Source organism: Streptomyces sp. NP-1717, assembly GCF_022695985.1.
Lineage (GTDB): Bacteria > Actinomycetota > Actinomycetes > Streptomycetales > Streptomycetaceae > Streptomyces.
The window spans coordinates 23072-36041 of the sequence record NZ_JAAPBF010000024.1 but is presented as its reverse complement, the minus strand read 5'-3'; the positions used below and the strand labels follow the sequence as shown (position 1 = coordinate 36041).

The window sequence follows — 12970 nt, the reverse complement described above, 5'->3', positions numbered from 1 at the left end:
GCCGCGTCCCGCGGGGGTTCGGGTACGGCCGGGCGGGAGCGCCGGGCCTGGGTGTCGTGCGATGTGGTGACCGGCGGTGCGGTCCGCCGGGCGGCCGGCGGGGGAGGGGCGACCTGCACCCCGCCCCGGCCGGACGTACGGTCAGCCCCGCCCGGTCCGCCGGGCCTTGAGCTCGTCGAAGCGAGGGGCGTCGCCCTCCCTGACCCGCTGCCAGGCCCGGCGGTAGAGGTCGGCCACCGGTTCGGTGGGCGCGATCGCGTCCAGCGGGGCGCTTCCCCCGCTGACCAGAGCGAACAGCGGCAGCTTCCACCGCTCCAGCGACATGGCCGCCGAATCGACGTCCGTCCAGCCGCCCGGCAGGAAGAGCGAGCGCCTGGCCCCGGTGCGGGCCGCCCTGACCACCAGGTCGGTCGCGGCCAGTTCCTCGCGCGCCGCCTCGATACGGGCGGCTCCGCCGCGCCGCCGCTTCCAGCCCGTCCACCTGGCGACGTTGGTGTCGGTCGGATCGGGCATCGCCAGCAGCATCAGATAGAGCACGGCGGCGTCCTCACCGATGCCGTACTCCTTGGCGACCTCGGTGACCAGATCGGGGACCGACCGGGCGGGGTCCTGTGGATACCAGGTGCCGTCCTTGTCCCGTTCGCCGGCCGCCGGGTCACCCGGGTCACCGAGGAGCGCCGCGAAGCCGGGATCGCGGGCGAGGCGCAGACCGATCTCGACGGGGTACAGCTTCTGGGTGTCCTGCGCGCCGGTGCGGCCGTAGCCGTCGCCGATGCCGCGCAGGACCGGCAGATACGGGTCGTCGCCGGCCTCGTCGAGCAGGGCCGGGCGAACGGCGGGATACGGCTGGCTGTCGTGGGTGCTCATGATCACCGCGCCGTAGCGTTCGTACCCCTCGCCGGTCTCGGTCGGGGCGCCGGCCGCCTTGCGGAACGCGGTCAGGCTCGCGTACCCGCTGCCCAGGGGGAGCATCAGCTCCGGGTTGGCCAGCCGCTCCCGGAGGGCGGGCAGCACGCCGGGAAGCAGGGCGCGGACGGGGTGACCGGCCGGGAGCTGGTGGGCCAGCCACGCGGCCGTCGCGACAAGGGACTTCAGCGTGCCCGCGTCGAACACCGCGTGGCCGGTGGCGACGGGAGCGACGGTGTCCTGGTGGACCCGCCAGACCGCGTCGGCCGTCAGCCGCGGTTCGCCGGCCGGATCGAGGAGAGCCCGCAGGGTCCGCTCCGGCGTCCAGTCCGACCGCACGGCCCGGACGGCCTTCGCCACGAGCAGCAGCAGCTCCTCCGGGACGGGTGTCCGCACGCCCAGCTCGCGGTTCCAGACCTCGGCGGCGGCGGCCACGTCGGGCCCCCGCGTCCACAGCCGGGCGGGCTCGGCCGGCAGCAGCGCCGCGACGACGGCCCGGCGGACGGCGGCGTCCACGCGCTGCAACTCGTCCCTGGCGAGAGCGGCGTTCGGGGTCTTCAGCCCGAGGGTGTTCCGTACGTCCGTGGGCAGGAAGTCCTGCTGGTGCGTGCACACACGGGGCAGGCCGGCCACGATCAGCGCGGCCGCGGACGGCGTCACACCGGTGAGCCGGGCGAACTCCTCGGCGGCGGCCGGGAACCAGGGCACGGGCCCGCGCTCGGCCAGCTCCGCCCGGAAGGCCCCGAACCAGTCGTCCTCCCGGCCACGGCCGGCACCGATCCCGCGCGGCGCGGAGCTGACGGTGTACGGCGCGGGAACCTCGAAGAGGCCCGCCGGATCGTGGAACAGAGCGGTGAACTCGCGGCGGGAGCCGTCCCAGTACCCCGCGCGGAGGAAGGCGAGGAAGGCGCCGCCGGCCAGCGGCAGCACTCCCGACCAGTTCCCCCGCCTGGGGGTGCCGTCCGCGTCGACGAGGGCGCTCTCGTCGAGGTGGAGCCGGCAGACGCGCCAGCGGTCGGCGCCCCCGGCCGTGGTGAGGCCGAGTGTGTCCAGCTCCGCCAGCAGTTCGTCCAGCGCCTCGCGGTGCTCCTGCCCGGTGGTGACCGAAGCGGCCCGGTACGCCAGCGCGGCGGGGGCGCCGAGAAGCGTCTCCCAGTCGGTCCTGTCCGTGGGCAGCGGCGGTCCGTCGAGGTGGAGCCGGACGGCCTTCCCGGGCTCGGTCGGGGCCTCGGCGGGGCCTGCCAGTACCTCGCTCAGCGCACGGAGCTGACCGAAGAAGCTGTGAGTGTCCCTCCCGCCGTACGACGAAGGGGAGTATTCGTCCGCGAGTCCGTCGAGAGCCTCGCCGATCACCGCGTTGTCGGGGCCGACGGCTTCCGCCTTCGGCCGCTCGGTCACCTCCTTCTCTTCGAGGCGCGCCACGATCGCGGCCAGCTCGGCCTGCTGTCCGGCGGCGAACCGCACCACCCCGGCGGTCCCTGCCACCAGCGCGTCATGGCTGACGGAGGGCAGCAACTCGCGTACCAGGGACAGGAGTTCGTCCGTCTCCGGATCCGTCCCCGTGTTCGCGCCCCTCCCCGGGCGGGCCTCCTCCTTCGCCTTCTCGGCCTGCGCGACCGCCGCCGACAGCAGCGCCGCCGCCGTGTCCCGGTCGATTGCGCGCAGTGCCTCGGAGCCCCGCGGGTCCCTGGCCCTGAGACAGTGCCAGTAGTTCTCCGGCGGCAGCAGCCGGGTGCCCGCGGCGAACGGCCCCGGCGCCCCGTCCACCTGCGCGTACGCCGTGACCGTGCCCTCCGGGTCGATCAGCCTGATCTCGGAGCCCGCACCACCGACACCCCTGGGCCGGTCGTCGCCGGGGAACAGCAGGGGGCGGGCAGGCCAGCCGGCGTCACGGGCCAGTGTGGTGGTGTGCCCGGCCAGGTCCTCGCAGCGCCGCGAGCCGTCGGGCAGCCGCACCACCCGCCAGCCCAGCAGACCGTCCACGGGATGGGAGCCGGGACCGGTCCCGGCCGACGGGGCGGGCAGCAGCGCGCCACCGGTGAAGACGCTGTCCTGCGGCGCGTCGGCCGTCGCCTCGGTGAAGAACGCGGGCCGGCCGGCGGCGAGGGGCTTCCCTGACTCCGGGTCCAGCTCGTGCAGGCGTACGGTGCCTTCGGCGTCCGCGACCTTCGCCCAGTACCGCGTCCCGTCCGAGTGCACCGCCCGCTCGACGGGCAGGGAGGTGTCCCCCGCGTACAGCACACCGCCGCCCGTGAACCGCCCGCCACCGGGCCTCGGCAGGGTGAACGCCCCCAGCCCGTTGCCGAGTCGACCGACCTGGACGCCCCGGATGCCCTCGGCGGACTCCAGGGGGGCCGGGCTGTCGGCGGCGGTGTGCCAGTACCCCTTCAGCTCGTCACCGTCGGAGTAGGCCTGCCACTGCACGAGCAACTGCCCGTCCACGTAGTGGAATCCCGGGTGCCGGTACCAGCCGTAGGCATCGTGCGGGATACGCAGGTCGTGCGTCAGTACGGCGCCGTCGGCGTCGAGCACCCGTGCCTGCGAGGCGCCCGCCACGATCAGATGAGGCCAGGCGTCGGCGAGGACGATCTTGTCCCGGTCCTCGTCCTTCGGAGCGAACGCCGCGACCGCCTCCTCCCAGGCGGGCCAGCCCAGTTCGTCGAAGATCCCCGTCCGCAGCGTCCGGACCAGCAGCGGGGCCAGATCGGTGGCGGCCACGGCCCGCACGTCCTCCTCGGCGAGGGCCAGGGCCACACCCGGAATCCGGCGCAGCCGCTGCAGAGCGCCCGGCAGGCCGGGCAGCGCGTCGGCGGAGAAGTCCCGCGCGGTCGCCGTCATCCACTCGGTGAGCATCGGTCGCCCGCCGGGGGAGGCGGCCAGCAGCCGGTAGGGCGCGACCTCGCCGCCGACATCGTCCATCCCCGCCCCGAACGAGGACCGGAAACGCCCGTCCGCCGCCAGCGCGAGCAGATCGCGGCGGTCCGCGTCCGGGTCGGCGGCCCACCTGTCCAGATGCAGACGCCGGACCCGGTTCTCACTCCGGGGATCCGCGACCGGTACATCCAGGGACAGCAGCAGGTCGAGGAGATCCACATCCTCGTACGGCACGGGCAGGGCCTGCGACCCGGCGCCGGCCGCGGCCAGCTCCGCCCGCAGCCGCCCGGCCGACCGCTCGACGAGAGAGAGCAGCGCCGGCATCCGGGCGGCCGTCCTGTGCGAGGAGGACCGGTACTTCGAGAACCGCAGATACCAGCCGACCGTACCGTCGTCCGGCCGCCGCTCGGCCGGCAGCGTGGCGTCCCAGAGCCCTTCGGCGGCCCCGCACTCCTCCAGCAACTCCAGCCAGAACCCGGCGCATTCGTCGTCCTCGGGCAGCAGGTTGAGCAGGGTCCCGCAGGTCGCGGGCTCCCGCCGCGCCAGTGCCACCAGCGCCGAACGCTGCCCCTTCCACCAGCCGGGCGCCGCCCGCCGCGTCGCGGGGAGGGCGAGCAGCTCGGTCAGATACGCGCCCTCCGCCACCACCGGGTCCGCCCCGGCGGCCTTCGCCAGCTTGCGCAGATCGGCCGACATCTGGATCGACGGCTCGAACCCCCCGGCCGTACGACGCACACACACCTCACGGAACCGGCGGTACGCCTCGTCGGCGGGCACCCGTGACGCGAGGCCCCTCGCGTGCCCGGTCAGCGCCTTCACCGGCAGCGCCCCGGCCAGCGCGAATTCCAGGAACACCGCGTGCAGCCGCTCCTCGTCCACCGCCAGGCCGTACTGCCTCTCCGCGTCGCGGGCCCGCAGGAACATCTGCCCCGCGAAACCGGGGTTCTCCACCTCGGTGAAGACCCGTCCGGCCCGCTCGTAGAACGTCGGCAGGAAGTGCGGTACGGAGTCGGCCAGCCGCCCCGCGATCTGCTGGTAGGAGGCCAGCGCCACCTTCGGCTTCGTCTTCGCCTGCCGGGCGATCCTGTCCAGCTCCGGCATCAGCCCCAGTGCCTGCCGGCCGTCCCCCGGGTGGTGCACCAGCACCCACTCCGGGAAGCTCAGCGACTGCCGCATCCCCAGCCCGACCTCGGCCGGCTCGCCGTCCGGCTCCAGACCCAGGAACCCGGCGGCCAGGTCCTCCGCCGCTCCCAGCTCCCCGGCCACCAGCCGCACCACGACCCGGTCGTCGAGCACCGGATGCCGGTAGGCGCGGGTGGTCAGCGGGACCGCCCGCTCGCCCGCGTCCCGAGTGCCGGGCGGCAGCACCGCTCCGGCCCGCAACAACTGCTCGGCCGTGGCCCGCACTTCGCTCCCCGCCACTTCGGTCCCCGCCCGTGTCCCTGTTCCCGCCGTCACCGTCGCCCCCGTGTCACTCACGTGTTCTCCCCCTGCCTGACCGTGCGGCCGGCGTACAGCGCCGCGGCCATGCGCATCCCCTCGGACCAGGCGACCGGTCCGACCTCCGGCAGTCGCAGCGCGCGTCCGTCCGCCACGCTCCAGGTCAGATCGCCGGTCTCGGACTCCCCGTACCAGTACGGCTCCCCGATCCACACCGACGCCTCGGTGATCGTCCCGGCCTCCCGGACCCGGCAGGTGGCGTAGCCGCCCGACACCCGGTAGCCGAGCGAGGTCGCCCGCGCCGCCAGACCGAACCGCGAGTCGAAGGTGCCGCCCGCGAAGTCCGACACCGACGTCGCCTTCCGGGCGAGGTCCGCCGGCTTGCGCCAGGTGGCCCGGTGGATCTGCTCCACGCCCTGGGTCAGGCCCAACTCGGCGGCGAACTCCCGCAGATCGTCGAGATCGGGCAGCAGGACGGGGTGCGGCAGCGTCACCGTCCGCGGTGACAGCCGTACGGTCTCGCCGTCCGGATCGACCACGCGCAGTTCACCGGAGCCCCCCGCGTCCCGGAGGAAGCCGACCTCGTCCGGACCCTCGCCCATCACCACCATGTCGCGCAGCCCGGCCCGCCAGGCCTCGTCCGGCCACACCCGGGCCAGCAGACCGGTGGGAACGGGCAGGGACGACACCATCCAGTCGTCCACCCGCGCCACACATTCCGTCGCGTGCCGGTCCAGCCATTCGGCGAGCTTGCGCAGCCGGTCCACCTCGGGATGTGTCTTCACACCCTTGGGCAGCGTCTTCAACTGCCGCCCCGCGGCCCGCCCCGAGGTGGACCTCGCCGTCACCCGGCCTTCCACCAAGGCGACTTCATACCCCTCGCCCGCCGACAGCCAGCCCATTGCGCACGCACCTCTCCCCGTCCACGCATCATGAATCCCGCAGGGGAACGAACCCCGCACTGCGGTAGGGAAAGAACGCTACCGGCCCCCACTGACAGCCCGGCCGGGAGAAGGCACCGGGGCGCGACGCGCGGCGGCCCGGTCCGTGTGCACGAACCGGGCCGCCGTATCAGCGATATGACGCTCCATCAGAAGAACTGCCCCAGGATTCAGGCGGAACCCGTGGGGTACAGCGCGCGCGGCAGCTTCGACGCCGCCGGCTCGTCCAGCAGCCACAGCGTCCGCGCCCGCCCGTACGCGCCCGCCGCCGGAGCCTGGACCTCGCCCGCCCCCGAGAGCGCGATTTCGGCGGCCTCGGCCTTGTCCTCGCCCGCCGCCAGCAGCCACACCTCGTGCGCCGCCCGGATCGCCGGGAGCGTCAGCGAGATCCGCAGCGGCGGCGGCTTCGGCGCACCGCGCACCGCGACCACCGTGCACTCGCTCTCGCGGACGCCCGGCAGCTCGGGGAAGAGCGAGGCCACATGCGTGTCCGGCCCCACGCCGAGCATCAGCACGTCGAAGGACGGGACCCGCGCGTGGTCCTCCGGCAGTGCCGCCGCCGCCAGTTCGGTCGCGTACGCGGCGGCCGCCGCCTCGATGTCGGAGCCGTACGCCCCGTCCGACGCCGGCATCGTGTGCACCCGCGCGGGGTCCAGCGGCACCGAGTCGAGCAGCGCGGCCCTGGCCTGCGTGTCGTTGCGCTCCGGATCGCCGCCGGGCAGGAAGCGCTCGTCGCCCCACCACAGGTCGAGCCGGGTCCAGTCGACCGCGTCGCGCGCGGGTGCCCCGGACAGCGCGGCCAGCAGCCCGTTGCCGTTGCGCCCGCCGGTCAGGACGATCGACGCGCTGCCGCGCGCGGCCTGGGCGTCCACGATCCTCGTGATCAGCCGGGCCGCCGCGGCCTGCGCCATCAGCTCCTTGTCGCGGTGCACGACGAGTTGCGGAACGCTCACTTCGACGCCGCCTTCTTGGCGGCCGACCCACGCGCGGGAGCCGCCTTCTTCGCCGCCGGAGCGCCGTCGCCGTCGCTGTCGCCGTCGTCACCGGAGGTGTCGGCTTTCGCCGGATCCAGCCGGTCCACGCCGAACCGCAGCGTCGCCGCGTACGTGTCGTCCGGGTCCAGTCTGCGCAGCTCCTCGGCGATCAGCTCCGAGGTCTCCCGCCGGTTGAGCGCCACCGCCCGGTCCGGCTGGCCCTCGATCGCCAGCGTCGCCAGCGAGCCGTCCGTCCGGCGCAGCTCGATCGGCCCGCAGTCGGTCTCCATCCGTACGGAGGTGAGACCGGGGCCGCCCGAGACCGCCCGGGTGACCGGGACGTGCAGCCGCTCCGCGAGCCACATGCCGAGCAGCTCGCAGCTCGCGTTCAGCTCCTCGCCCTCCACCCGGACCGAGGTGACCTTGCAGTCGACCTGGTCCAGCGCGGCGGCCAGCATCGAACGCCACGGGGTGATCCGGCTCCAGGCCAGGTCCGTGTCGCCGGGCGTGTAGACGTCGGCGCGCGCCTTCAGCTCCGCGATCGGGTTCTCGGCGGCGTAGGTGTCCGTCACCCGGCGCTGGGCCAGCGTGCCCAGCGGGTCCTTCGCGGGGTTGTCGGGCGCGTTGGCCGCCCACCACACCACGACGGGCGCGTCGGGCAGCAGCAGCGGCAGGACGACCGACTGGGCGTGCTCGATGACCTCGCCGTACAGCCTCAGTACGACCGTCTCACCGGTGCCGGCCTCCACACCCACCCGCACCTCGGCGTCGAGGCGCGCCTTGGACCGGTCGCGTGCCGAGCGGGAGAACCGCTTGACGACGACCAGCTTGCGCGACGGGTGCTCGCGGGACGCCTCGTTGGCGGCCTTGAGCGCGTCGTACGCGTTCTCCTCGTCGGTGACCAGGACCAGGGTGAGGACCATGCCGACGGCCGGGGTGCCGATCGCCCGGCGTCCCTCGACCAGCGCCTTGTTGATCTTGCTGGACGTGGTGTCCGTAAGGTCGATCTTCATGGCCGACGCCAGCTCCGTCCGTGTCGTGCGAGCATTTCGTCCGCCTCGACCGGACCCCAGGTCCCGGACTCGTACTGCGCGGGCTTGCCGTGCTTGTCCCAGTAGTGCTCGATCGGGTCGAGGATCTTCCAGGAGAGCTCGACCTCCTCCGTACGGGGGAAGAGGTTGGAGTCGCCGAGCAGCACGTCGAGCAGCAGCCGCTCGTACGCCTCGGGGCTGGACTCCGTGAAGGACTCGCCGTAGGCGAAGTCCATCGAGACGTCCCGCACCTCCATCGCCGTGCCCGGCACCTTCGAACCGAACCGCATGGTCACGCCCTCGTCCGGCTGGACCCGGATGACCAGGGCGTTCTGCCCCAGCTCCTCGGTGGCCGTGTGGTCGAAGGGGGAGTGCGGGGCCCGCTGGAACACGACCGCGATCTCGGTGACCCGGCGGCCCAGCCGCTTGCCGGTGCGCAGGTAGAACGGGACGCCCGCCCAGCGGCGGTTGTCGATCTCCACCTTCACCGCGGCGTAGGTGTCGGTCTTCGACTTGGGGTCGATGCCGTCTTCCTCCAGATAGCCGACGGCCTTCTCGCCGCCCTGCCAGCCCGCGGCGTACTGCCCGCGGACCGTGTCCTTGCCGAGGTCGTGCGGCAGCCGTACGGCGCCGAGGACCTTGGTCTTCTCGGCGGCCAGGGCGTCCGCGTCGAAGGAGGCGGGCTCCTCCATCGCGGTGAGGGCGAGGAGCTGCAGGAGGTGGTTCTGGATGACGTCACGCGCCGCGCCGATGCCGTCGTAGTAGCCGGCCCGGCCGCCGATGCCGATGTCCTCGGCCATGGTGATCTGCACGTGGTCGACGTACGACCGGTTCCAGATCGGCTCGAAGAGGGTGTTCGCGAAGCGCAGCGCCAGGATGTTCTGGACGGTCTCCTTGCCCAGGTAGTGGTCGATCCGGAAGACCTCGTTGGACGGGAAGACCTCGTGCACGACCTTGTTGAGCTCCTGCGCGGAGGCCAGGTCGTGGCCGAACGGCTTCTCGATGACGGCGCGCCGCCAGGAGCCCTCCTTCTGGTCGGCCAGCCCGTGCTTCTTGAGCTGCTTGACGACCTTGGGGAAGAACTTCGGCGGTACGGACAGGTAGAAGGCGAAGTTGCCGCCCGTGCCCTGCACCTTGTCGAGGTCCTCGATCGTGGACTTCAGGTTCTCGAACGCCTGGTCGTCGTCGAAGTCGCCCTGGACGAAGCGCATCCCCTGGATGAGCTGCTGCCAGACCTCCTCCCGGAACGGCGTACGGGCGTGTGCCTTGACTGCGTCGTGGACCTCCTGCGCGAAATCCTCGTCCTGCCACTCGCGACGGGCGTAGCCGACGAGCGAGAAGCCCGGCGGCAGCAGCCCGCGGTTGGCCAGGTCATAGACGGCGGGCATCAACTTTTTACGGGACAAATCGCCCGTGACGCCGAAGATGACCAGGCCCGACGGCCCCGCGATACGCGGGAGCCGTCGGTCCGCGGCGTCACGAAGCGGATTCGCTCCGTGGGTTGCGGTCAAGGGTTCAGTCCTCCGAAGGGGCGAGGCGCTCGAGCTCCGCCTCGGTCGACTTGAGCAGGTCGGTCCAGGACTTCTCGAACTTCTCCACGCCCTCGTCCTCCAGCACCTGGACGACGTCGTCGTAGGAGATGCCCAGCTTCTCGATGGCTTCGAGATCGGCGCGCGCCTGGTCGTACGTACCCTTCACCGTGTCACCGGTGACCGCTCCGTGCTCGGCGACCGCTTCCAGCGTGGCCTCCGGCATGGTGTTCACCGTGTGCGGGGCGACCAGGTCGTCGACGTACATCGTGTCCCGGTACGCGGGGTCCTTGACGCCCGTCGAGGCCCACAGCGGGCGCTGCTTGTTGGCCTGGACACGGTCCAGCGCCGCCCAGCGGTCGCCGCCGAAAACGTCCTCGTACGCCTCGTAGGCCAGCCGGGCGTTGGCGACGGCCGCCTTGCCGCGCGCGGCCTTCGCCTCGTCGGTGCCCAGCGCGTCGAGCCGCTTGTCGATCTCGGTGTCCACGCGGGAGACGAAGAAGGACGCCACCGAGTAGATCTTGGAGAGGTCGAGACCCGCGTCCTTCGCCTTCTCCAGACCGGCGATGTACGCGTCCATGACCTTGCGGTAGCGCTCCAGCGAGAAGATCAGCGTCACATTGACACTGATGCCCCGGGCGATCGTCTCGGTGATCGCCGGCAGCCCCGCCTCGGTGGCCGGGATCTTGATGAGGGTGTTCGGGCGGTCCACCAGCCAGGCCAGCTGCTTGGCCTCGGCGATGGTCGCCCGCGTGTTGTGCGCCAGCCGGGGGTCGACCTCGATGGAGACACGGCCGTCCTGGCCCTGCGTCTCGTCGAAGACCGGTCGCAGGATGTCCGCGGCGTCGCGGACGTCCGCCGTCGTGATCATGCGGACGGCTTCCTCGACGGTCACCCGGCGGGTGGCGAGGTCGGTGAGCTGGGTCTCGTAACCGTCGCCCTCGGAGATCGCCTTCTGGAAGATCGAGGGGTTGGTGGTCACGCCCACGACGTGCTGCTGGTCCATCAGTTCGGCGAGGTTGCCGGATGTGATGCGCTTGCGCGACAGGTCGTCGAGCCAGATCGCGACGCCTTCGTCGGAGAGGCGCTTGAGTGCGTCTGTCATGAGAGTTGCATCTCCTACTTATCGTGTACCGGCGTCAGCGCGCTGCGGCTGCCAGAGATTCCCGGGCCGCGGACGCGACCGCGTCCGCGGTGAAGCCGAACTCCCGGAAGAGGACCTTGCCGTCGGCCGAAGCGCCGAAGTGCTCCAGCGAGACGACGCGACCGGCGTCACCCACGAAACGGTGCCAGGTGAGCCCGATACCGGCCTCCACCGCCACCCGCGCCTTCACGGAGGGCGGCAGGACGCTGTCCCGGTACGCCTGGTCCTGCTCCTCGAACCACTCCACCGACGGCATCGACACCACGCGGGTCGCGATCCCCTCGGCCTGGAGCCGCTCGCGCGCCTCGACGGCGAGCTGCACCTCGGAGCCCGTACCGATCAGCACCACCTGGGGCTCACCGCCCTCGGCCTCGAACAGGACGTAACCGCCCTTGGCCGCGCCCTCGTTGGCCTCGTACGTCGGCACACCCTGACGCGTGAGCGCCAGGCCGTGCGGCGCGCCCTTGGCGTGCCTCTTGAGGATCTCGCGCCAGGCGATCGCCGTCTCGTTGGCGTCGGCGGGGCGCACGATGTTCAGACCGGGAATGGCACGCAGTACGGACAGGTGCTCGACGGGCTGGTGCGTCGGACCGTCCTCGCCGAGACCGATCGAGTCGTGCGTCCAGACGTAGGTGACGGGCACCTGCATCAGCGCGGCGAGCCGCACGGCCGGCCGCATGTAGTCGGAGAACACCAGGAAAGTGCCGCCGTAGATACGGGTGTTGCCGTGCAGCGCGATGCCGTTCATCGTCGAACCCATGGCGTGCTCACGGATGCCGTAGTGCACCGTGCGGCCGTACGGGTCGGCCTCCGGCAGCGGGTTGTCCGCCGGGAGGAACGACGACGTCTTGTCGATCGTGGTGTTGTTGGAGCCCGCGAGGTCGGCGGAGCCGCCCCACAGCTCGGGAATGACCGCGCCGAGCGCCTGGAGCACCTTGCCGGACGCGGCACGGGTGGCGACGGCCTTGCCGGTCTCGAAGACCGGCAGCTTTCGCTCCCAGCCGTCGGGCAGTTCGCCCGCGCGGACCCGGTCGAAGGTCGCCGCGCGCTCCGGGTTGGCCGTGCGCCACGCGGCGAACGTCTTCTCCCACTCGGCGCGCGTCTCACGGCCGCGGTCGAGCGCCTCACGCGTGTGCGCCAGGACCTCGTCGCCGACCTCGAAGGTCTGCTCGGGGTCGAAGCCCAGCACCCGCTTGGTGGCGGCCACCTCCTCGTCGCCCAGCGCCGAGCCGTGCGCGGCCTCGGTGTTCTGCGCGTGCGGGGCGGGCCAGGCGATGATCGAGCGGGCGGCGATGAACGAGGGCCGCTCGGTCTCCGCCTGCGCGGCCTTCAGCGCGCGCGCCAGACCCGCCGGGTCGAGGTCGCCGTCGGGCAGCTGGTCGACGCGCTGGACGTGCCAGCCGTACGACTCGTACCGCTTCAGCGTGTCCTCGGACACGGCCGTCTCGGTGTCACCCTCGATGGAGATGTGGTTGTCGTCCCAGAGCAGGACGAGGTTGCCGAGCTTCTGGTGACCGGCCAGCGAGGACGCCTCGGCGGAGACGCCCTCCTGGAGGCAGCCGTCACCCGCGATCACCCAGATGGTGTGGTCGAAGGGAGAGGTGCCCGCGGCCGCGTCCGGGTCGTAGAGACCGCGCTCGTAGCGCGCGGCCATCGCCATGCCCACGGCGTTGGCGACACCCTGGCCGAGCGGTCCGGTGGTCGTCTCGACACCGGTCGTGTGGCCGTACTCCGGGTGCCCGGGGGTCTTCGAACCCCACGTGCGGAACGCCTTCAGGTCGTCCAGCTCCAGGCCGTAGCCCGCGAGGTACAGCTGGATGTAGAGAGTCAGCGACGAGTGGCCCGCGGAGAGTACGAACCGGTCGCGCCCGGTCCACTGTGCGTCGGCCGGGTCGTGCCGCATCAGCTTCTGGAAGAGCACGTAGGCGGCGGGGGCCAGGCTCATCGCCGTACCGGGATGGCCGTTGCCGACCTTCTGTACGGCGTCCATGGCCAGGACGCGGACGGTATCGACCGCCTTGCGGTCCAGGTCGGTCCACTCTTCGAGATCTGTGGTGGTCGGCTTGGTGCTCACCCTGAGTCAGGGCTCCTCTCCACATGTCGAATCCCGGTGTCTGAGGGCGCACCGGTT

Annotated in this window: 7 protein-coding genes; all 7 read right to left on the bottom strand. The window is 72.4% G+C overall.

The features are described 5' to 3' along the window. Positions 1-141: 141 nt before the first annotated feature. Positions 142-5259 carry a DNA-binding protein gene (locus tag GXP76_RS08050; RefSeq protein WP_308354110.1) on the bottom strand — a complete coding sequence of 1706 codons (5118 nt, stop codon included), beginning with the start codon at positions 5257-5259 and terminating at the stop codon, positions 142-144. Beyond that, a complete protein-coding gene (locus GXP76_RS08045; RefSeq protein WP_242570742.1) occupies positions 5256-6122 on the bottom strand; it encodes a DUF4132 domain-containing protein in 867 nt (288 codons plus the stop codon). The genes GXP76_RS08050 and GXP76_RS08045 overlap by 4 nt, the downstream gene beginning before the upstream one ends. A gap of 209 nt (positions 6123-6331) precedes the next feature. Then, the gene (gene pgl / locus GXP76_RS08040; protein WP_242570741.1) at positions 6332-7114 is read right to left on the bottom strand and encodes a 6-phosphogluconolactonase; all 783 of its coding nucleotides are present in this window, start codon (positions 7112-7114) and stop codon (positions 6332-6334) included. Then, the gene (opcA, locus tag GXP76_RS08035) at positions 7111-8148 is read right to left on the bottom strand and encodes a glucose-6-phosphate dehydrogenase assembly protein OpcA (protein WP_242570740.1); all 1038 of its coding nucleotides are present in this window, start codon (positions 8146-8148) and stop codon (positions 7111-7113) included. The genes pgl and opcA overlap by 4 nt, the downstream gene beginning before the upstream one ends. Continuing rightward, positions 8145-9677 (bottom strand): glucose-6-phosphate dehydrogenase, encoded by a 1533-nt coding sequence (gene zwf / locus GXP76_RS08030; protein ID WP_242570739.1) that lies wholly within the window; start codon positions 9675-9677, stop codon positions 8145-8147. Before zwf ends, opcA begins: the two co-directional genes overlap by 4 nt. Positions 9678-9681: 4 nt before the next feature. Next, entirely contained in the window at positions 9682-10800 is a 1119-nt protein-coding gene (gene tal, locus GXP76_RS08025; RefSeq protein WP_242570738.1) for a transaldolase, read from the bottom strand. A 34-nt stretch (positions 10801-10834) separates the two neighbouring features. After that, positions 10835-12913, bottom strand: coding sequence for a transketolase (tkt, locus tag GXP76_RS08020; protein ID WP_242570737.1), 2079 nt, complete (start codon positions 12911-12913; stop codon positions 10835-10837). Positions 12914-12970: the final 57 nt, after the last annotated feature.